The organism is Hydrogenimonas thermophila, from assembly GCF_900115615.1.
In the GTDB taxonomy this organism is placed as follows: Bacteria; Campylobacterota; Campylobacteria; order Campylobacterales; family Hydrogenimonadaceae; genus Hydrogenimonas; species Hydrogenimonas thermophila.
Window position 1 is genome coordinate 1 of sequence record NZ_FOXB01000004.1, and the last position, 20,017, is coordinate 20,017.

General features: G+C 36.1%; 23 protein-coding genes. 20 read left to right on the forward strand and 3 right to left on the reverse strand.

Annotated elements, in window-relative coordinates; all coding sequences use genetic code 11:
* Positions 1-254: transposase family protein (locus BM227_RS02035; protein WP_143089677.1), on the reverse strand; the 254-nt coding region annotated here is incomplete at its 3' end.
* A gap of 226 nt (positions 255-480) precedes the next feature.
* On the opposite strand from BM227_RS02035, the gene thrB reads away from it, so the two are divergent.
* From thrB to BM227_RS02080, 9 genes are all read left to right on the forward strand, one after another.
* Entirely contained in the window at positions 481-1,362 is an 882-nt protein-coding gene (gene thrB / locus BM227_RS02040; protein WP_092910661.1) for a homoserine kinase, read from the forward strand.
* Positions 1,363-1,401: 39 nt separating this feature from the next.
* Positions 1,402-1,629, forward strand: coding sequence for a DUF448 domain-containing protein (locus BM227_RS02045; protein WP_245757000.1), 228 nt, complete (start codon positions 1,402-1,404; stop codon positions 1,627-1,629).
* Positions 1,622-4,333 carry a translation initiation factor IF-2 gene (gene infB, locus BM227_RS02050; protein WP_092910664.1) on the forward strand — a complete coding sequence of 904 codons (2,712 nt, stop codon included), beginning with the start codon at positions 1,622-1,624 and terminating at the stop codon, positions 4,331-4,333. Before BM227_RS02045 ends, infB begins: the two co-directional genes overlap by 8 nt.
* A complete protein-coding gene (gene rbfA / locus BM227_RS02055; RefSeq protein WP_092910666.1) occupies positions 4,330-4,689 on the forward strand; it encodes a 30S ribosome-binding factor RbfA in 360 nt (119 codons plus the stop codon). The genes infB and rbfA overlap by 4 nt, the downstream gene beginning before the upstream one ends.
* Positions 4,686-5,114: an LSm family protein gene (locus tag BM227_RS02060; protein ID WP_092910668.1), complete on the forward strand. Its 429-nt coding sequence runs from the start codon at positions 4,686-4,688 to the stop codon at positions 5,112-5,114. Before rbfA ends, BM227_RS02060 begins: the two co-directional genes overlap by 4 nt.
* Positions 5,115-5,134: 20 nt before the next feature.
* On the forward strand, positions 5,135-6,124 hold the full coding sequence (gene ribD / locus BM227_RS02065; protein ID WP_245757001.1) for a bifunctional diaminohydroxyphosphoribosylaminopyrimidine deaminase/5-amino-6-(5-phosphoribosylamino)uracil reductase RibD: 990 nt from the start codon (positions 5,135-5,137) through the stop codon (positions 6,122-6,124).
* The gene (ubiE, locus tag BM227_RS02070) at positions 6,117-6,833 is read left to right on the forward strand and encodes a bifunctional demethylmenaquinone methyltransferase/2-methoxy-6-polyprenyl-1,4-benzoquinol methylase UbiE (protein ID WP_092910671.1); all 717 of its coding nucleotides are present in this window, start codon (positions 6,117-6,119) and stop codon (positions 6,831-6,833) included. Before ribD ends, ubiE begins: the two co-directional genes overlap by 8 nt.
* Positions 6,834-6,843: 10 nt before the next feature.
* Positions 6,844-8,103: an exodeoxyribonuclease VII large subunit gene (xseA, locus tag BM227_RS02075; RefSeq protein WP_092910672.1), complete on the forward strand. Its 1,260-nt coding sequence runs from the start codon at positions 6,844-6,846 to the stop codon at positions 8,101-8,103.
* 153 nt (positions 8,104-8,256) lie between these two features.
* Positions 8,257-8,535 carry an RNA recognition motif domain-containing protein gene (locus tag BM227_RS02080; RefSeq protein WP_092910674.1) on the forward strand — a complete coding sequence of 93 codons (279 nt, stop codon included), beginning with the start codon at positions 8,257-8,259 and terminating at the stop codon, positions 8,533-8,535.
* 39 nt (positions 8,536-8,574) lie between these two features.
* On the opposite strand, the gene sppA is transcribed toward BM227_RS02080, so the two are convergent.
* Together sppA and mqnF are read right to left on the reverse strand one after the other, a co-directional pair.
* Positions 8,575-9,447 (reverse strand): signal peptide peptidase SppA, encoded by an 873-nt coding sequence (sppA, locus tag BM227_RS02085; protein WP_092910676.1) that lies wholly within the window; start codon positions 9,445-9,447, stop codon positions 8,575-8,577.
* Positions 9,440-10,654: an aminofutalosine deaminase family hydrolase gene (gene mqnF, locus BM227_RS02090; RefSeq protein WP_092910677.1), complete on the reverse strand. Its 1,215-nt coding sequence runs from the start codon at positions 10,652-10,654 to the stop codon at positions 9,440-9,442. The genes sppA and mqnF overlap by 8 nt, the downstream gene beginning before the upstream one ends.
* A 118-nt stretch (positions 10,655-10,772) precedes the next feature.
* Between mqnF and aroQ the strand changes: the two genes are divergently transcribed.
* The 11 genes from aroQ to BM227_RS02145 all read left to right on the forward strand — a co-directional run bounded on the left by aroQ (position 10,773) and on the right by BM227_RS02145 (position 20,015).
* Complete coding sequence (gene aroQ, locus BM227_RS02095; protein WP_092910679.1) at positions 10,773-11,258, forward strand: type II 3-dehydroquinate dehydratase; 486 nt, start codon at positions 10,773-10,775, stop codon at positions 11,256-11,258.
* 3 nt (positions 11,259-11,261) lie between these two features.
* Positions 11,262-12,284 (forward strand): aminopeptidase P family protein, encoded by a 1,023-nt coding sequence (locus BM227_RS02100; protein ID WP_092910680.1) that lies wholly within the window; start codon positions 11,262-11,264, stop codon positions 12,282-12,284.
* A complete protein-coding gene (gene folK / locus BM227_RS02105; protein WP_092910682.1) occupies positions 12,281-12,766 on the forward strand; it encodes a 2-amino-4-hydroxy-6-hydroxymethyldihydropteridine diphosphokinase in 486 nt (161 codons plus the stop codon). Before BM227_RS02100 ends, folK begins: the two co-directional genes overlap by 4 nt.
* A 4-nt stretch (positions 12,767-12,770) precedes the next feature.
* Positions 12,771-14,096, forward strand: coding sequence for a flagellar biosynthesis GTPase FlhF (gene flhF, locus BM227_RS02110; RefSeq protein WP_092910684.1), 1,326 nt, complete (start codon positions 12,771-12,773; stop codon positions 14,094-14,096).
* Positions 14,093-14,962, forward strand: a complete 870-nt coding sequence (locus BM227_RS02115; protein ID WP_092910687.1) for a MinD/ParA family protein — start codon at positions 14,093-14,095, stop codon at positions 14,960-14,962. Before flhF ends, BM227_RS02115 begins: the two co-directional genes overlap by 4 nt.
* A gap of 26 nt (positions 14,963-14,988) precedes the next feature.
* Entirely contained in the window at positions 14,989-15,318 is a 330-nt protein-coding gene (locus BM227_RS02120) for a hypothetical protein (RefSeq protein WP_092910690.1), read from the forward strand.
* Positions 15,318-15,998, forward strand: a complete 681-nt coding sequence (locus tag BM227_RS02125; RefSeq protein ID WP_092910693.1) for an RNA polymerase sigma factor FliA — start codon at positions 15,318-15,320, stop codon at positions 15,996-15,998. Before BM227_RS02120 ends, BM227_RS02125 begins: the two co-directional genes overlap by 1 nt.
* Before the next feature lie 4 nt (positions 15,999-16,002).
* A complete protein-coding gene (fliM, locus tag BM227_RS02130) occupies positions 16,003-17,085 on the forward strand; it encodes a flagellar motor switch protein FliM (protein WP_092910696.1) in 1,083 nt (360 codons plus the stop codon).
* Positions 17,078-17,923: a flagellar motor switch protein FliY gene (gene fliY, locus BM227_RS02135; RefSeq protein WP_092910700.1), complete on the forward strand. Its 846-nt coding sequence runs from the start codon at positions 17,078-17,080 to the stop codon at positions 17,921-17,923. The genes fliM and fliY overlap by 8 nt, the downstream gene beginning before the upstream one ends.
* Positions 17,924-17,986: 63 nt before the next feature.
* Complete coding sequence (gene mnmA, locus BM227_RS02140; RefSeq protein ID WP_092910702.1) at positions 17,987-19,018, forward strand: tRNA 2-thiouridine(34) synthase MnmA; 1,032 nt, start codon at positions 17,987-17,989, stop codon at positions 19,016-19,018.
* A gap of 67 nt (positions 19,019-19,085) precedes the next feature.
* Positions 19,086-20,015, forward strand: coding sequence for a ribose-phosphate pyrophosphokinase (locus BM227_RS02145; protein WP_092910705.1), 930 nt, complete (start codon positions 19,086-19,088; stop codon positions 20,013-20,015).
* Positions 20,016-20,017 lie beyond the last annotated feature (2 nt).

The following is a 20,017-nucleotide window of genomic DNA, read 5'->3' on the forward strand; positions in this document are numbered from 1 at the left end:
ATATTGTGCAGTGTAGATTTTGAAGGCATTTTAACTTCATCTTTTTCGAAAATCTCTTTTAACACCGGATTATCTTTATTGTATATCATCCAGCCAAAAATCTCTTTAAATGTAGTATTCCCTTTTAATAGTGCAAATATCACCATAAATAGTACTTCTGCTAGGGGATACTCTACTTTTCCTATATCTACTCTATAGTCTGGTATTGTCATTAGTGATTCAAGCAATGTTTTTGCCTTTGTGTATCGTTTCATAGTTGACTCCTCGTTTTTGAGTCAACTAAAGCAAAAACCTTTCCAAAATTATACATTTAAGAATTATTTAAAATTTCATTGGATTTGGCTGTTCTTCCTGCAGTATAGTTGAATTATTCAGCAATTATAGAGGTGCTGTAAGATACAATATCATCTAAAATTTTAACGACATTAGGTTTTTTAGAGGTAACCTTTGTAATATATGTCGGTTTTTAAGGAGAGGTGAGTGATCATTAGTGTACCTGCAACCAGTGCCAATCTAGGTCCAGGATTTGACTCTTTGGGACTTTCTTTGTCACTGCGAAATCGTGTTCACATTCAGCCCTCCAAATTTTTTAGTGTATCAATTAAGGGAGAAGGGGCAAATAATCCACGCCTAAAAGGCAATAATCTTTTTATTAATATTTTCAATGATCACTACACCCATTTGACAGGAAAACGAGGAGTTTTTAGGTTTAGATTTTATAATCAAATACCATTGTCTCGTGGGCTAGGAAGCTCTTCAGCAGTAATCGTCAGTGCAATTGCATCTGCTTATAGTGCTGCAGGAGTCAACATTAGCAGAAGAAAACTTTTAAATCTAGCTCTACATTATGAGCATCACCCAGACAATATTACTCCTGCAGTAATGGGTGGTTTTAATGTTTCGGTTGTTGAAAATAATAAAGTTTACAGTCAAAGAAAGAGAATTCCAGGATATCTTAAGGCAGTTGTGGTCATTCCAGATAAACCAATCTCAACAGCTCACTCACGAACAACTTTGCCAAGAAGTTATCGTAAAGATGATGCCATATATAATTTAAGTCACTCATCATTGTTAACAGCTTGTTTTTTTAATGAGTCTTGGGAGATGTTAAGAATAGCTGCACGTGATAAATTTCACCAAGTAGCTCGTATGAAAAATCTACCAGAACTGTTTGATGTGCAAAAGCTTGCGATTGAAAACAATGTTTTAATGAGTACTCTTTCAGGTAGTGGATCAACCTTTTTCAATATGGTTTATAAAGAGGATGCCAAGCCTCTTTTGGAAAAATTTCAGGCACGTTTTCCCTCTTTTCGTTGTGCAATTTTCGATTTTGACAACGATGGGGTTCTGTTTAGAGATTAATTTTGGTATAATTTCACGATTATGTCCGATCCGGTTAGAATGTGCATCCATTGCCGCGGCCGCTTCTTGCAGGCTCAGCTTATACGGCTACAGTGTCAAAACAATCAGATACAACCATATCAAGGGTATGGCAGGAGTTTTTATATCTGTCATAGCTGTATCAATGATAAAAAGCTTGCCAAACGGCTTGCAAAGCAGTGCAATAACAAAACATATCTAACAATCGAATTGGGCGAACATATTAAGGAGATGGTAGCGAATGGGTAAAGTAAGAATCCATGAAATAGCGGATGAACTGGGGATTAAAAGCAAAGAAGTTGTAGAGAAGGCCAGGGAGTTGGGACTGGATGTCAAAACAGCTTCAAGCGGTGTCTCTCCGGAAGATGCGCAGAATATTGTCAATTTTGTAATGACAGGAGAGCTTCCAGCATCAGCAGCTCCGAAAAAATCTCCGGCGCCCAAAAAGGAAGAGAGAAAAAAAGATTTGACCGATAAAAAATCTGTTAAAACTGAGAATATAAATAGAACTTCTGAAAGTACTTCAAAAGCCGGAGTAAAAAAAGATAACGATAAAGTTAAAAAAAGCAAACCAGTCTCATCTAAATTTGATAAAAAATCAGAAACAAAAAGTGTAAATAAAGAGAGAAGTCAAGATTCAAAGCCAAAAGGTGATAAAAAATCTACACTTAAAGAGAAATCTTCAGAGTCTAGTTCAGAAAAGAGTGAAAAGAGAGAAACATTAGGACAAGCCTCTGCAAAACGAAGACGTGGAATTTTTATAGTTAAGAAAAAACGTCCTAAAGTAGAACCTATAACTGAAGCACCAGTTATCAAAAAGAGTGAAATTGGTAAAGAGAATCGTGTAATAGCTGCAGTTGATGAAACAATAGCTGCAAAAAAAGCTAAGAAAAAAGCAAAAAAAGCTACACCAGCTCCTAGCTCAAAAGAGACAGGTGTTAAGCTTAATCTTTTAGAAGACAGAGATATTGGCGGAGTAAGTGTAGATTACACTACTGAAGAGATTGTTTTACCAGATTTTAGTGAAGAGCTTCGCATTATGGAAGAACCAAAATCTCCATCGACATTAAAGCCTGAGCTTCCAAAACAAAAACAGCCTGTTGGTCGTCGTGGAGCACAAAACAAGGGAAAACGAAGCGTGAGCAGAACAGTGCCTAAGAAGCGTCAGAAAAAAGTTGAAAAAAATGAGTCAGCACCATCTATAGTAAAAATTCCTGAAGACTGTCGTGTATATGAGTTTGCTGAAAAAGTAAACAGAACAACTGGAGAGGTAATCAAGATTCTCTTTGGTCTTGGTAAGATGGTTACTAAAAATGACTTCCTAGAAAAAGATGAGATAGAGATTCTTGCAGATGAGTTTGGTGTAGAAGTTGAAACTATTAATCCATTGGATGAGCTAGATTATGTATCAATATATGATGCAGTTGAAGATGAATATTTAGAAGAGAGACCTCCTGTTATTACAATAATGGGTCACGTTGACCATGGTAAAACCTCTTTATTAGATAAAATTCGTGAATCAAAAGTTGCTGAACGCGAAGCAGGTGGTATAACTCAGCATGTAGGTGCTTATCAAGTTGAAAAAGATGGAAAAAAGATAACATTTATAGATACACCTGGACATGAAGCATTTACAGAGATGCGTGCTCGTGGTGCACAAGCTACGGATATTGTAATTATTGTTGTTGCCGCTGATGATGGTGTAAAGCCTCAGACAGTAGAAGCATTAAACCATGCAAAAGCTGCTGATGTTCCAATGATCATAGCTATTAACAAAATAGATAAACCTGATGCAAACCCTGATATGGTTAAATCACAGCTTGCAGAGCTTGGATATATGCCAGTTGATTGGGGTGGAGAGTATGAGTTTGTTGAAGTTTCAGCAAAATCAGGGCAGGGGATTGATGACTTGCTTGAAACTATTATTCTTCAAGCAGAGATTATGGAACTTAAAGCAAATCCAAATAGACGTGCCAAAGCAATTGTTATTGAGAGTTCACTAGAAAAAGGTCGTGGACCAGTAGCAACTGTAATTCTTAAAAATGGTACATTACGTGTAGGTGACAATGTTATTTGCGGACGTACATTTGGACGTGTTAGAACAATATTAAATGACCTTGGAAAGCAGGTAAAAGAGCTTGGACCAAGTGATCCTGGAGTAGTTGTTGGTTTGGGAGAAGTTCCTGATGCTGGTGAGATAATGGTTGCTATGGATAGTGACAAGCAGGTGCGTGAATTGGCTCAAAAACGAGCAGAGTATCTGCGTCAAAAAGAGTTAAGCAAGAGTACAAAAGTTACTCTTGATGAGCTTGGAAACCTCATTGCTGAAGGTAAAATCAAGTCACTACCTGTCATTGTAAAAGCGGATGTTCAAGGATCTCTTGAAGCTATTAAAGGAAGTCTTGAAAAACTTAAGAATGAAGAAGTTAAGATAAACATTATCCACTCTGGAGTAGGCGGAATTACTGAAAGTGATGTTTCATTGGCAAATGCAGATGAAAATGCCATCATTTTAGGTTTCAATGTTCGTCCTACTGCTTCAATCAAACAGAAAGCAAAACAGCAAGGTGTTGAGATAAAAACATACTCGATCATTTATGATTTGATTGATGATGTAAAAGCACTTCTAAGCGGCTTGATGAGTCCGGTAATAAGCGAAGAGGGAATAGGACAAGCTGAAGTAAGAGAGACATTTACTGTAGCTAAAGTTGGAACTATTGCTGGATGTATTGTAACTGACGGTGTAATCAGAAGAAATGCAAAAGCAAGACTTATTCGTGACGGTGTTGTAATTTATGATACAAAAATAAGCTCATTGAAGAGATTTAAAGATGATGTCAAAGAGGTTGGTAAAGGTTATGAGTGCGGTATGATGCTTGAAAACTTCAATGACATTAAGGTTGGTGACGTAATAGAAGCTTATGAAGAGAAAGAGGAGAAAGCTACTTTATGACACCAGAAGAGATAAAGCGAAAAAGAGCCAACTCTATTCTGCGTGAACTGATTCCAGAGGCACTCTCTGGGCTTGCTGATGAACAGCTAAGAGGACTAACTGTAACTGAAGTTGTCTGTAGCAAGGGACGCAGTGATGCAGATGTATATTTAGACCCTACCGGAATTGATGAAGATGAACAGCGTGTTATTCTTAAAAAATTAAAAAAAGTAACTCGTGGTCTTGAGGCTTACTGCCTCAAAGCTGAGGGTTGGTACAAATCACCAAAATTTCACTTTAAATTTGATCAGGAGCTTGATCGTGTCAAGCGTATGGATGAGTTGTTTGCAAAAATAGAGAAAGAGTTAAACGGATGAGTGTAGAAACTGAAGTTAAAAAAGTTGTTGAGTCTCATGGCGCAGAACTTTATGATACAGAAGTAGCTAATGAAGATGGACATACAATATATCGTGTCTATATTTTAAAAGAGGGTGGAGTAGATCTTGACCTATGTGCTGACATAAGCAGAGATCTCTCTCCAATGCTTGATGTTTACCCTCCTGTCAGTGGACAATACTATCTTGAAGTAAGCTCTCCAGGAGTTGAGCGAACACTTAAAAAGCCTGAACATTTTGAAAAATCTGTTGGTGAAAAGGTTTATTTGAAATTGAGTTCTGGTGATAAGGTTAAAGGCAAACTTCTTGGTTTTGAAGATGGTGAAGTGATTCTTGAAACTTCTCATGGTAAAGAGCATTTTCCTCTAAATGAGGTTCGCAAAGCCCGTACCTATTTTGAATGGTAGCTTTAAACCACTCCTTTTTTATGCGCCTTGCAATTAGTGAGGCGTGGAAATATCAACTTCTTACATACCCTAATCCTGCAGTTGGTGCTGTTGTTGTTGGCTCTAATGGTGAATTGCTTGCTGTTAATGCACATCAAGAGGCTGGCAAAGCACATGCTGAAGTTTTAGCCATTCGAGATGCTTATGTTAAATCAAGCGGTGATTGTGAGCTTGCTAAATGTGATGATGCTCATATACTCCATAGTGAACTTGCCAAACGAGCAGGAACACTCTTCTTTCAATCAACTATCTATGTTACTCTTGAACCTTGCAGTCATACAGGAAAAACACCTGCTTGTGCTGATTTAATCTCTAAACTTGGATTTAAACGGGTTGTAATTGGTGCTATGGATCCAAATCCAAAAGCGGCAGGTGGTGCTGAGCGTTTAAAGCATAAAGGTATAGAGGTTATTACAGGCATTGAAAGAGAAGCGTGTGAAGTGCTAATAGAGCCTTTTTTAAAGTGGCAAACAGAAAGATTTATTTTTTTAAAATTGGCTCAATCTATGAATGGTGTAATTGACGGTGGCATTATTAGCTGTGAAAGTTCAAGAGTCTGGGTACATAAAGTAAGAGATAAAATAGATCTTTTAGCAATTGGCGGAAATACAGTAAGAGTTGATCGCCCGATACTTGATAGTCGTCTAATTAATGGTAAAGCACCTGATATTGCCATTTTAACTAGCAATCCAGATAGCATAGATAGAACAATCCCTCTTTTTAAAGTACCTAATAGAAAAGTAAATTTCATTAACTCTGTTTCCTCTTTGCCAAAAAGTGGTCTTGTGATGGTTGAAGGTGGTTCTGGGACACTTCAGGCATTACAAAATGAGATAGATTGGATGGTTCTTTTTATTACTCCGTTTGTTAAAGAGGGAAACTGTTATAATGGCATTAAAAATTTTGAGCTTTTGCATCAGACAAAGATTGATCGTGATGCAATGCTGTGGTTGAAGGTGAAAGATGAATAAAGATCAAAAGCAAGAGAAAATTGTCTCAATGTTTGATGAGATTGCATCAACATATGATATGACAAATCGAGTACTAAGTATGGGGATTGACAAATCCTGGAGAAAAAAAGGTTGTGATAAAACACTTGAATTACTTGAGCGTGACAAAGATTTGACAGTGCTTGATGTAGCCTGTGGTACAGGTGACATGTTGCAGTGGTGGAAAGATCGTGGCGAAGCAGCAGGTGTAACTTTTAAGCGTTTTATTGGTGTTGATCCATCAGAGGGAATGCTTGAAGTTGCTAAAGAGAAAGTTGATTACGCTGAATTTATTGTTGCCAAAGCTCAAGATATGCCTGTTGAAGAGAATACCGCAGATATTTTATCTATCAGTTACGGTATTCGTAACGTTGTTGATCGTCAAGAAGCTATTAATGAGTTTTATAGGGTTTTAAAACCGGGTGGTATGGTTGTAATATTGGAGTTTACTAAACGAGATAAAAGCGGACTTAAGGGTAAAATTGTAGATTTTTATATGCACAAAATTTTACCGACAATTGGCGGTTTAGTAAGTAGAAATTATGAAGCGTACCGCTATCTTCCAGATTCAATAGAAGGATTTTTAACAACTGAGATGCTTCAACAAGAGCTTGAAAGTGCCGGCTTTACTATGCAATATACACAAGCTTTCTCAATGGGAATTTCAACTCTTTTAATTGCAAAAAAGTAGATTTATTAAAATGAATAGTACAGTAACTGTCTCTCAGCTTAATGAACAGATTAAGTCATTGCTTGAATCTACCTTTATTCAGATTCGTGTAGAGGGTGAGATTTCACAAGTTACTTACCATACTAGCGGGCATATCTACTTTACTATAAAAGATGAAAAGAGTTCTCTTTCGTGTGTTATGTTCCGCTCCAATGCCAGGAATCTGCGTTTTCGCCTTGAAGCGGGTCAGCATGTAGTACTTAGCGGTGCTATTACTGTTTATGTCCCTCGCGGTAATTATCAAATGTTGGTACAGACTGCTGAGCCTTACGGAGTAGGCTCTCTTTCTATTGCTTTTGAACAACTAAAAAAACAGCTTCAAGCAGAAGGTCTTTTTTCACCTGAAAGAAAAAAACCTATTCCAAAAAGAGTACGACATATTGTTATTGTTACATCAAAAACAGGTGCAGCAATTCAAGATATGATTCGTGTAGCTACAAAGCGCTGGCCTCTTGTTAAAATTACACTTATTGATACATTAGTGCAGGGAGCTGAAGCTGCACAAGAGATTGCACGCCATATTGCTTATGCAGATAGTTTAAAAGCAGATGTGATTATTGTTGGGCGTGGTGGCGGAAGTTTGGAGGATCTTTGGGCTTTTAATGAAGAGGTTGTAGCCCGTGCCATATATGCTTGTAAAACACCTGTGGTTTCTGCTGTCGGTCATGAAGTAGATACAATGATCAGTGATTTTGTAGCCGATATGCGTGCTCCTACTCCAAGCGCTGCTATGGAGCAGATATTGCCGGACAAAATAGAAGTTCTTTATGCACTTGATGAGATGATGCAGCGAATAGAGAGCAGAATGCATCAAATTCTTAACCTTAAACTTCAGCAACTTCAAAGTATGCAAACTCAGCTGGAACAGAATGCCATAAGCAAAAAAATTGATATGCAACTGCAAATAATCAATCAGCTTAAAATACAGCTTAAACAGCAAATGTCTCGCTTTTTAAATCAAAAAAGTGAAACACTTTTACCAATAAAAGAGCAGATTAAATATATTCAAAATAGGGTTTTGGAACATAAAAATAGTCAATTAAGCTCACTTACTTCTCAGTTGTCATCTCTTGATCCAAAGCTAAAAGTTCGTCCAGGGTTTGTTCAGCTTGTTAAAAATGGAGAGGTTGTAGGGTTAAAAAGGCTTAAAAGTGGGGATCAAGTATACCTTCAAGATACAAAGTTTATTGCTCAGGCAACTATAGATTCTATTGAAACAATAGATGGTTGATTCAGTAACACTTTTGTAAAATTTATAACTCTTTTAAAAAAAAATCTGTTTAAGTCAAACTTGTAATGTTGTTTATGGTATAGTGTTTTATCTGTTTTATAAAGAATTTATAGTTCTTTGCAAACAGAAGAGTTTTTTTATTTGGAGAGTAGAATGAATATCTACGTTGGAAATCTGTCTTACAGAATGAGTGATGGTGAACTTAGAGAAGTTTTTAGTGAGTTTGGCGAAGTAAGCAGCGCACGTATTATTAATGATAGAGAAACTGGTCGATCAAAAGGTTTTGGTTTTGTAGAAATGCCAGATGATAATGCAGCGAATGAAGCAATAGAAGCACTCAATGGCAAAGAGGTAAGTGGACGAAATCTTCGTGTAAATGAAGCACGCCCTCGTGAACCACGTCAGCCAAGAGGCGATTTTAACAGATATTAATCTTTAGGTGAAGCAGGCGCTTCACCTGTCAATTCTAAATTAATTGATAACCCATCCTTTAATCTGATTAACAAAAACTTTTGCCGAACTTTCAGCAAAGTTTTCTAAATATTGTTCAAATTTACTCTTCTCTTTCCATCTTGCTTCTTTTACTCCACTAAGTTTTTTTGTTAGTTCTTTAGCCTCTTTAATTGAGCCAATTTCATCAATCAATCCTACATCTTTTGCTTTTTTTGCAATAAATATTTTTGCATCAGCAAATTTGTCTGAATCTTTTGGATCAAGGTTGCGTGCTGTTGCTACATCTTTTACAAACATTTGGTAAATATCTAAAACATGCTCTTCTATAGCCTTTCGCTCTTGTGGTGTCCACTCTCTAAATGGTGTTCCAGTCTCTTTATATTTTCCGGCTTTAGCAACTTGAGGTTCAACTCCTATCTTTTTTAGTAAATTTTGAATGTTTACTCCCTCCATTATTACACCAATAGAACCAATTGTTGCAGCTGGATTTGCAATGATTTTGTCAGACCAGATTGAAGCGTAGTAACTTCCGCTTGCCATTGTTCCTGCTGCATAAGCGACTACAGGTTTTTTACTTTTAAGCCGTTTTACTGCAAGCGCAATCTCCACAGATGGGGCAACTGCACCACCTGGAGAGTCTACAAGTAGTAAAACCCCTTTTATATTTTTATCATCTGCTAAATTATCAAGTTTTTTTACAACTTTTTGGGCACTCATTATTGGACCTGAAATATTTACAGTAGATAAATTTGGTGCTTTAATAGACTTATCTTGGCTTGGAGCAAATATGAGTATTAAGATGAGTATAAAAAGAAGAGATTTGAAATAGTTTTGAATAAAACTCAGTGTAGCAGTAATTGGACTAAAAAGTTTTTTGAAAAAATTAAGCATACTTTTCTCCTGAAATATAGAGTTGTTTCACATTTGTAGTATGAAGAATCAGTTGTAAAGGTAATTGTTCAGATGATTCTGGTATATCTGGTAATGTAACTATAATTATATCTGCCCAGTTTCCCTCTTTTATCTCTCCTATTGGAAGATTTAAAGCGTTGGCAGCTTTAGATGTAACTACTTTTAAAAGATCAAGTGCCAAAGATTCAAGATCCATTTCATAATGCATCATTAATGCTGATCTCATTTCGTCCCAAAGGTTAAGTGAGGTATTAGAACTAAGTCCATCTGTTCCTAAAAGCCAAGAGATTTTAGTACTATTAAGCTTTTCTAGTCTAAGCCGTCCACAGCCAAGCAGCCTGTTTGAACGAGGGCAGTGTATGATAGTATGTCCTGCATCGGCAATCAGGTTTAACTCATCTTTATCTGCCCATACAGCATGGGTAAGAAGTGCTTTATATCCATCTAAATGTTTTAAAAACTCTTTGGCAGTAGTAAGAGGTTTAGTCTGATTTAAAAAGTTTTCAAAGAACTCTTTAAATGGACCATCTGCTTTTTCTAGCCACTCTTTTTCTACAGGTGATTCCATGAAGTGAGCGCTTAAAGGCTCATTTTCAATATTTTGCAATATCTTTTTTATAAGAATAGGGTGAACAGAGTATGGTGAGTGTATAGCAATAGCAGGTATGAATTTATCGTTTGCAGCTTCCCGACTTTGGTTTAATCGTTGTAAAAAATCTGCATAAAGAGCATCTACAGCAGCAGGTTGAGAACCAATTGCTTCATTAAAAAATATAACTCGTTGAGGTGCTGCTAAACAGGCACGCAACTCTTTTCCATAACTGCTTACAGCTCCAAATGTTGTTATGCCGCTTGCAAGCATCTCATCTATCTCTCTTTTATAGCATCCTGCTTTGCATGATTCAATTAATTCATCCCTCTTTTGAATGACACTGTTTAGCCAAGTCATAAAATTTCCATATGACAAATGAGTTTTATTGGCTCCAAATTCCAAGTGTACATGAGGGTTGATGAAACCAGGCATAATAGTTGAATTTTGTCCCATATCTATAAATTCAGCATTAGAATACCTCTTTTTTAAGGTATCAGGGGTATCTACTGCCAATATTTTTTCTTCAAACAAGACGGCCTTGTTTTTTAGAAATTTTTCGCCGTCAAATAACCACTCTGCTGTTATAATTTTCACTAAGAAATCTCCTTGTTTGTCAAAAGTAGCTGATACTTTATTAGTTATTCTATTTTTAGTCAAGATTATGGCAAATAAAGGTAAAATATATCATAAATTTCATAATAAAGGGAAAATAATGAAGATAATGGTTATTCAGGGGCCAAACCTAAATATGTTAGGTGTTCGAGAACAGAATGTTTACGGACCTATGAAGCTAGAGCAGATACATGAGCAAATGAGAGGATTTGCTAGTCAAAATGGTATTGAAATAGAGTTTTTTCAAAGTAATCTTGAAGGTGAGATTGTAGATAAAATTCAAGAGTGCTTAGGTGATGCTGACGGAATTATTATCAACCCTGCTGCATATACACATACATCTATAGCTATAAGAGATGCACTGGCTGCAGTATCTCTCCCTGCAATTGAAGTACATATTTCAAATATTCATGCACGTGAAGAGTTTAGACAAAAGAGTCTAATTGCTCCTGTCTGTGCTGGACAGATTAGTGGTTTTGGACCTTTTAGTTACCATTTGGCAATGGTAGCAATGTTACAGATTTTAAATGAGATTAAGGCAATGAAAGAGATGCAACAAAAAAAACAACAGGCTGGACAGGCATAAGTCGTGAATTATATTCTCCGGGATGAAAATGCCATCTATTATGAGTGTGGTTACAGTAGTGATAATGCACTCTTTTTATGCTTGGGAAGTGAGAAATGGCTCATAACAGACAGTCGTTATACATTAGAAGCAAAAGAGCAGATAAAGAATGCTGAAGTAATAGAGGCATCTGATCTGCTTAAAGCTGCCAGAAATATATTAAGAAGTTGCAGTGTAAGTAAAATCTATTTTGATCCTAGAGAGTGGACTGTATGGGCTATAGAATCACTTAAAAAGAGACTTCCACATCTATATTTTTTCCCAAAACCAGACTTTTCTCATAAAAAACGCATGGTAAAAAGCAGTGAAGAGATTGAACTGCTTAAGCGAGCAGTTGAACTTGGAAGTGAAGGATTTGATAAATTTGCAGATTATATAAACCGTTATGGATTAGGAAACAGCGAGAAGTTATTGCACTTTGAAGCAAAAGCAGCTCTTAGTCATAAAGGAGAGTATGACTTAAGTTTTGATCCTATTGTGGCTATTAATGAAAATGCTGCAAAACCTCATGCTTTGCCTACAGATATTAAACTAAAATCTGAAGATCTATTATTGGTAGATGCAGGTATTAAATATAAACGTTACTGTTCAGACCGTACTCGAACAGTATTTATAAAAGATCATATAAGTTTTGAGTTAGATCAAAAATTCTCTTCACAAAAAATTCAAAAAGCTTACGATTTAGTAAGAAAAGCTCATGATATGGCTATTGAAAAAGCCCGTTCAGGAATGACTGGTGCACAAATTGACAGACTTGCTCGTGAAGTAATAGAGAGTGGCGGAATGGGAGAATATTTTGTTCACTCTACAGGACATGGTGTAGGACTTGATATACATGAAATGCCATACATTTCAGCACGTTCACAAACAGTTGTTGAGGATGGTATGGTGTTTACTATAGAACCAGGCATATATGTACCAGGAGAGTTTGGAATACGCATAGAAGATATGGTAGTAATGCAAAGAGGAAGAGTGGAGGTTTTATGAGATTGGAGTTGTCGAATAATCCAAACCTTTTGCTCTTCACATCAAATCTATTCCCCGCAACTTTTAATGCTATTGGATTAAAACATTATGCCATTATAGGAATAGGTGGAAATGTTGGAGAGAGTGTACTGCTTTTTGAAAGGGTTATTCGCTATCTTCAGCAAGGTAAGCGCATAAATGTCATACAGACTGCTCCACTTTTGAAAAATCCTCCATTTGGGTTTACAGAACAACCTGATTTTATCAACTCTGTAATAAAAATAGAGACAAATTTATCACCTTTTCAACTGCTAAAATATCTGCTCTGGGTAGAAAAACGTTTTGGTAGAAAACGAACTTTTAAAAATGCACCTCGTACATTGGATCTTGATATAATATTTTACGATAAACTTAATTTAAGAACAAAGCGATTGATCGTGCCACACCCACATTTTCATGAACGTGAATCTGTGATGATTCCTCTGAGATTTTTGAAGGACTGAAAGTATGAAATTGATGACCTTTACGGCACCAACACCGGCACAGGCACTTAAAGCAGCACAAAAAGAGTGTGGTGAGGATGCTTTAGTTGTCAGTACTAAGCAGATTCAGAAAAAGACATTAACTCAGCCAGCAATCTATGAAGTTGTTGTTGCTGTTGAAGATAAAAAGCCAGAGCCAGAAAAGCCAAAACAGACTATTAAACCTAAACCACAAGTTAAATCTCGCAGAAGTGAACGATTAGTTGATGACCCTGAGGAGGTTCTTGTAAATATTTCTGAAGCAGCAAGACAGATTTCAGAAATTGCAAATGTTTCTAAACCTACCTATAAAAAGGCTAAAAATAGGCAAGAGATAAAAGAGGAGACAGTAGAAAACTCATCTTTATACAGTAAACGTGAACTTGAAGAGTTGCAAGCCATAAAAAATGAACTTGGTAAATTGGCTGATAAAGTTAAACTGATTCAAAATATGGTTTGGGAGGAGAAAAAACCTGCAATCAACAATGGTATGATTCCTCCAGAGTTTGCAGAAATTTATCGAATAGCAAAAACAAGTGGAATGGATGGTTTGCATTTAGATGAAATAATGCGTCTTACTCTTGAGCATATGCCATTGCAGATGCGTACATCTACTCAAACTGTTAGGAGATATTTTAAGACATTGCTTCGAAAAATGGTACCAGTACGTCTTGAACAAGAGTTGACACCTCCTCAAAAAAAGATTATGATGTTTGTGGGTCCAACAGGTGTGGGGAAAACTACTACACTGGCTAAACTTGCAGCACGATATGCTTATTTGAAAGATAAAAAGTATAAGGTAGGTATCATAACATTAGATACGTACCGAATTGGTGCAGTAGAACAGTTAATGCAGTATGCAAAGATGATGCGTATAGGTATTGAAGCAGTAGTAGATCCTCCAGAATTTATTACCGCTTTACAAACACTTCGTCATATGGACTATATTCTTATAGACACAGTAGGAAGTAGTCAATATGATAAAGAGAAGATAGATAAATTGCAGCAATTTTTAATTTCACATACAGAGATAGGGATAGATGTTAGTTTGGTCTTAAGTGCTCCTACAAAACTTGAGGATATGCGTACAATATATCAAAACTTTTCACCATTGGGTATAGATACATTGATATTTACAAAACTTGATGAAACATTAGGATTTGGAAATATATTCTCATTAGTGTATGAAACTGAAAAGCCTGTTAGTTATCTTTCTGCTGGACAGGAAGTACCAGATGATCTTATGTGTGCCGATAGCGACTATTTAGTTGAATGTATGCTTACCGGTTGCGTCAAGAAGGGGGAAAAATGAGTACACAAGCAAGTCGTCTTGAAGAGTTGATAGATGAGCGGCATTCTAGAAAACATACAGCAAGAGTTATTGCCATTACAAGCGGAAAAGGCGGTGTAGGCAAAAGTACATTAAGTGCAAATATTGCTTATGTTCTTGCAAAGAAAGGGTATAAAGTTGGCTTGCTTGATGCAGATATTGGGTTGGCAAATCTAGATGTTATGTTCAATGTACGTGCAGATAAAAATATTTTGCATGTACTCAAAGGAGAGGCAGGTTTTGATGACATTATCATAAAACTTGATACAAACTTATATTTAATACCTGGTGAAAGTGGTGATGAAATATTGAAATTTTCAGATGCAACTATTGTTAACCGTTTTATAGATGAAGCAGAAATATTAGAAGGTTTAGACTTTTTAATTATTGACACAGGAGCAGGCATTGGAGATACAATTCAAATGTTTTTACAAGCTGCAGATGATGTAATAGTTGTAACAGTTCCTGATCCAGCTGCTATTACAGATGCATATGCTATGGTTAAAGTTATCAGTAAGTTAAAAGAGAAGATTTTTATGATTGTTAATCAAGTTAAAAGTGCAAAAGAGGGTGATAAGATATTTGATACAATAAAAAAAGTTGCATTAGGTAATATAGGAAATGCTTTAGAGTTAACACTTTTAGGATCTGTTCGTAGCGATCCTTATGTAGCACGTAGTGTAAAACAGCGTGTATTGGTCTGTAAAGAGATGTCAAATATCGCCCCATCAAACGATATATCTTCTATTGCTGCCGGCTTGATACAAAAAAAGGAACAGAAAATGCTTGTAGAGAATCAAGAAGGCGGTATTGGATCATTTTTCAAAAGGTTGCTTAACCAGTTTTAGTACCGCAACTATGGTTGGAGTGGCATATGCGGGAAACAAATTTTTTCTCTTTTGGTATTGTTTTTGGATTTTTCGCAGGGCTTCTTATAGCTATCATTATAAGTAATGATATATTGTCGATAATCCCTATTACATTTGTGGTAACATTTTTTTTCTATCTGTTATCACATATAAGTGTTGCACTGTTCTTGCGCTTTACTGAATTCAGCAAAGTACATTTTGAAAAAGATACATATGAGAAAAAACTGGATTATTTCTTTGACCAAATCCAGAAACGTGAAGTTGAAGTAGATGCCAATTATGACTTTATTAAGAAGATAGAAGAACCTGTAACAAATAGTGGAAAGAGTCAATAATGGTAAAGCGTGGATACGATACAGAGTTACGCTATTATCAAGATGAACTTGCTGTTCAGTATCTTCCAGCTGTTAAAGCAATGGTATTTAGATTGAAAGAGCGTTTGCCTCAATCAGTAGAGTTTGATGACTTAGTCAGTATAGGTGCAGAAGAGTTAATAAAACTTGCTAGACGTTATGATAAAGAGCAAAATGATTCATTTTGGGGATATGCCAAAACCAGAGTTTATGGTGCAATGCTTGACTATCTTCGTTCACTTGATATTGTTAGTCGTGCCAATAGAAAACTTATTAAACAGATAGATGAAATTGTTGAGCAGTATTTAGATGAAAATGGTGTTGAGCCTGAAAACAATTATATTGCAGAAGTTTTGGGTGAAGATATTGAAAAGATAAAAGAGGCTCGCAGAGCAGCAGCAATTTATAATGTACTGCCATTGCATGATCAGCTTGAGAGTCAAGAGAGAGATACTTTTGCTTTAGTAGAGCAGGAGGAGTTGATAGAGAAGATTATGGATGTACTTGCTACTATGCCAAAAAGAGATCAATTAATTATGCAACTTTACTATTTTGAGGAGTTAACATATAAAGAGATATCTGAAGTTTTAGATATTACACCATCAAGAATTTCACAGGTACACAAGCGTGTGGTTTCAAAAATTAAACAGAGTATAGGATAGGGTAATGGCAGATATACTGAGTCAAGAAGAGATTGATGCATTACTCGAAGCGGTTGAAGATGAAGGTACTCCTGAGGTATTGGAAGGTGATGCCGAAGTTTTTGACCAGAGACAGATTACTTTATATGACTTTAAAAGACCAAATAGAGTATCAAAAGAGCAGTTGCGTGCCTTTCGTGGAATTCACGATAAAATGGCTAGATCACTGGCTTCTCAAATCTCTTCAGTAATGCGTTCTATTGTAGAAATCCAGCTTCACTCTGTTGATCAGATGACATATGGTGAATTTTTGATGAGTTTGCCAAGCCCTACAAGTTTTAACGTATTTTCTATGAAGCCATTGGATGGAAGCGGTATTTTGGAAATTAACCCATCTATTGCATTTCCTATGGTTGACAGATTGCTTGGCGGTAAAGGTGAGCCATATGAAGCATCAAGAGAGTTTACAGATATAGAGTTGAACTTAATGGATACAATCTTACGCATTATTATGGGAACGCTAAAAGAGGTTTGGGCTCCGGTTGTAGATATGTATCCAAATGTAGAATCTAAAGAATCAAGTCCTAACGTAGTGCAAATTGTTGCTCAAAATGAGATTGTTGTAATGGTTGTTATGGAGCTTGTAATAGGACACTCAAGTGGTATGATGAATATATGTTATCCTGTTATTACATTAGAGTCTATTTTAAACAAGTTAGCCAGCCGTGACTTTTTGCTTAGTGAAACCAGTGCCAAAAAGAGTAGAAATAAAGAGCTTAAAGCTTTGATGGGTGGCGCTCGTGTTCATTTAAATGCTTTTTTAGGTAGTGCTGAATTAACATTGAGGGAGTTGTTAGCATTGGAGAAGGGTGATATAGTTAGGTTGGATAGACCGGCTGATGATAAAGCAATTATAAATGCTGATGGTAAGGATAGATTTATAGGTAAAATTGGTCTAAAACGTTTTAGAAAATCAGTTGAAGTAACAGAAATTCTTATTGATGAGCGTGATGAGGTTAAAGAGATTTTACAAAAAATTGAATCAGAACGTAGATCGAAATTAGCAAATACTTTAGATAGTAAAGATGAGGAGGTGGTCAATGGCTGATTGGATAGAGCTATTTTCTACTGAGACTGCTGCGACCATCGAAGGATTGACAGGTCAACGTCCAGAAGTTTCATTGAAAAACAAAGAACCTGTAACAGATATCTCTAATATTATCGCCCCTATGTCAATTAGTGAAGTGAATGTCAGCGGTGAAATGAAAGGAAAAATAGCTGTTGTCATTCCTCCTATGATAGGTACTGCCCTATCTGATATGATGCTGGGCGGAGAGGGTGAAAGTAAAGCAGAGATGGATAATGATGATCTTGATGCTGTTAAAGAGATTGTCTCAAATATTTTTGGTTCTCTTGCAACAGCTATGAAAGCTCAAAAGGAGTGTCCAGATTTAACATTTGAAGTTACTGATATAAAATTTTATAATGAGGGTGATGAAATCTCTCTTGAAGGTTATAAAACATTATTGGCATATCAATTTTCGCTTGGTGTCATTAATGGTATTTTTATGGTACTGTTAGATGAAGTACTATCTAAGCTAGTTGAAGATGAGTCTGAAAATAGTTCTTCATCTGAATCTGCAGAAGAAGGTACTGTTTCAGCAACAGTACATGATATTGACATGCGAAATATTGGGCTTATTTTAGATGTTAAGTTGCCTTTAAAAGTACGTATTGGTAGTAAAAAGATGCTTTTAAAAGATGTTTTATCAATGGATATAGGATCGGTTGTTGAACTTGATCAATTGGCAAATGATCCATTAGAAATTTTAGTTGATGATAAAGTAGTTGCTTATGGTGAAGTTGTAATTGTTGATGGTAACTTTGGTGTTCAAATAACGCATATAGGTTCAAAAAGAGAGACTCTAGAGAAGCTTAAAGGTTGAAGGCAATATAATAATTTGCTATAATGTGCCACTTTTATATAATTCATTTGAAATGGGAAAAGTATGGCAAAAAAAGTACTTGTAGGTATGAGTGGCGGTGTAGACTCTACAGTTACAACTAAACTATTATTGGATGCTGGGTATGATGTAGAAGGTGTTTATATGAAACTACATAATAAACCCGGCTATCATGAAGAGAATTTTAAAAGAGTTCAGCATGTAGCAAACTATTTGGGAATCAAAGCATCAATCTTGGATCTTTCAAAAGATTTTGAAGAAGCTGTATATAAACCATTCATAGAAAGTTATAGGGCTGGATATACTCCAAACCCTTGTGCAAACTGTAATCGCCAGATTAAATTTGGAAAAATGCTTGAATATGCCGATAAAGTAGGAGCAGACTATCTTGCAACGGGTCATTATGTAAGGCATGATGGCAAATATATTTTAGTTGCAAAAGATGAGAATAAAGATCAAAGCTATTTTCTTTTCGATATAGACAAAAGCATTATTCCTCGTCTTATTTTTCCTTTGGGAGAGTGGAGGAAAGAGGATGTAAAAGCGTATGCATCTAAAATTGATGCACTTAAAAATTTTGCTACACAAAAAGAGTCAAGTGAAATATGTTTTGTTGAAACAACTTATGTAGATATATTGAAAGAGCATATGAATGTAGATATGCCTGGCGAAGTTTTAGATATTAATGGCAATGTCATAGGACATCATAAGGGTTATATGCACTATACAATTGGCAAACGACGAGGTTTTTTTGTTAAGGGTGCACATGAACCTCATTATGTTAAAGAGATTAAACCAGAAACAAATCAAATAGTTGTTACTACACAAGATACTCTGCTTGCTAAAAAGATTATGATAGAGCGGCTAAATATGATAGATGAGCGTAAAAGTTTTTCTTGCGATGTAAAGATCAGGTATCGAACAAAACGAATAAAATGTCGAGTAGAGGTAGATGAGAAAAAAAATTGTGTAATATATCTTGATGAGCCTGTATATGGAGTTGCAGTAGGTCAAGCAGCTGTTTTTTATGAAGGAGAAAAACTTCTTGGTGGTGGTTGGATTATTGGTTCAGAGTAGTTTGATAGATGGAAAGTTAAGAGACCATTGGGTATAATCGCGTTAACAAAAAAGTCAAAGGTTGTATATGCGCGGATATAAAATTTTTGCGGGAACCGCTTCAGAGTCGTTTGCTATGGAGATTAGCAAATATCTTGATGCACCTCTTAGCGGTGCCAATATCAGCCGTTTCAGTGATGGTGAGATCGGTTGTCAAATTAGCGAAAGTGTACGTGGTCGTGATGTTTTTATTATTCAATCAACAGGTGCACCTTCAAATGACAACTTAATGGAACTTCTAATAATGACTGATGCACTTAGAAGAAGCTCTGCTAAGTCAATAAATGCTGTTGTTCCATATTTTGGATATGCCAGACAAGATAGAAAAGCAGCACCTCGTGTGCCTATTACTGCAAAGTTAGTTGCCAATCTGATTCAGACTGCAGGAATTGACCGTGTTATTACAATGGATCTGCATGCGGGTCAAATTCAGGGATTTTTTGATATTCCTGTAGATAATCTATATGGAGCAATTCTCTTTATCAACCATATAAAATCTAAAAATCTTGAAAATCTTGTTGTAGCAAGTCCAGATATTGGTGGTGTAGCACGGGCAAGATACTTTGCAAGTCGCCTTGGTGTTGATATGGCAATTGTTGACAAACGCCGTGAAAAGGCTAATGTAGCAGAAGTCATGAATATTATAGGTGATGTTGCAGGTAAAAATGTTGTTTTGGTAGACGATATGATCGATACAGCAGGAACTATAGTAAAAGGTGCTGCAGCACTTAAAGAGCATGGTGCTAAAAGCGTAATAGCTTGTTGTACGCACCCGGTACTAAGCGGCCCTGCTTACGATCGTATTAGAGATGGAGAGTTAGATGAGCTTATAGTTTCAGATACTCTACCTCTAAGAGAGCAGTGCGATAAAATCACTGTTTTACCTGCTGCACCTGTATTTGCAGAAGTTATTCGCCGTGTATATCATAATGAGAGTGTTAACTCTCTCTTTTCATAAAA

Coding starts and splice junctions, on each gene's coding strand:
- BM227_RS02045 (WP_245757000.1), top strand. CDS start 1,402: ATGTGCATCCATTGCCGCGGCCGCTTCTTGCAGGCTCAGCTTATACGG.
- infB (WP_092910664.1), top strand. CDS start 1,622: ATGGGTAAAGTAAGAATCCATGAAATAGCGGATGAACTGGGGATTAAA.
- rbfA (WP_092910666.1), top strand. CDS start 4,330: ATGACACCAGAAGAGATAAAGCGAAAAAGAGCCAACTCTATTCTGCGT.
- BM227_RS02060 (WP_092910668.1), top strand. CDS start 4,686: ATGAGTGTAGAAACTGAAGTTAAAAAAGTTGTTGAGTCTCATGGCGCA.
- ribD (WP_245757001.1), top strand. CDS start 5,135: ATGCGCCTTGCAATTAGTGAGGCGTGGAAATATCAACTTCTTACATAC.
- ubiE (WP_092910671.1), top strand. CDS start 6,117: ATGAATAAAGATCAAAAGCAAGAGAAAATTGTCTCAATGTTTGATGAG.
- xseA (WP_092910672.1), top strand. CDS start 6,844: ATGAATAGTACAGTAACTGTCTCTCAGCTTAATGAACAGATTAAGTCA.
- BM227_RS02080 (WP_092910674.1), top strand. CDS start 8,257: ATGAATATCTACGTTGGAAATCTGTCTTACAGAATGAGTGATGGTGAA.
- sppA (WP_092910676.1), bottom strand. CDS start 9,447: ATGCTTAATTTTTTCAAAAAACTTTTTAGTCCAATTACTGCTACACTG.
- aroQ (WP_092910679.1), top strand. CDS start 10,773: ATGAAGATAATGGTTATTCAGGGGCCAAACCTAAATATGTTAGGTGTT.
- folK (WP_092910682.1), top strand. CDS start 12,281: ATGAGATTGGAGTTGTCGAATAATCCAAACCTTTTGCTCTTCACATCA.
- flhF (WP_092910684.1), top strand. CDS start 12,771: ATGAAATTGATGACCTTTACGGCACCAACACCGGCACAGGCACTTAAA.
- BM227_RS02115 (WP_092910687.1), top strand. CDS start 14,093: ATGAGTACACAAGCAAGTCGTCTTGAAGAGTTGATAGATGAGCGGCAT.
- BM227_RS02120 (WP_092910690.1), top strand. CDS start 14,989: ATGCGGGAAACAAATTTTTTCTCTTTTGGTATTGTTTTTGGATTTTTC.
- BM227_RS02125 (WP_092910693.1), top strand. CDS start 15,318: ATGGTAAAGCGTGGATACGATACAGAGTTACGCTATTATCAAGATGAA.
- fliM (WP_092910696.1), top strand. CDS start 16,003: ATGGCAGATATACTGAGTCAAGAAGAGATTGATGCATTACTCGAAGCG.
- fliY (WP_092910700.1), top strand. CDS start 17,078: ATGGCTGATTGGATAGAGCTATTTTCTACTGAGACTGCTGCGACCATC.
- mnmA (WP_092910702.1), top strand. CDS start 17,987: ATGGCAAAAAAAGTACTTGTAGGTATGAGTGGCGGTGTAGACTCTACA.
- BM227_RS02145 (WP_092910705.1), top strand. CDS start 19,086: ATGCGCGGATATAAAATTTTTGCGGGAACCGCTTCAGAGTCGTTTGCT.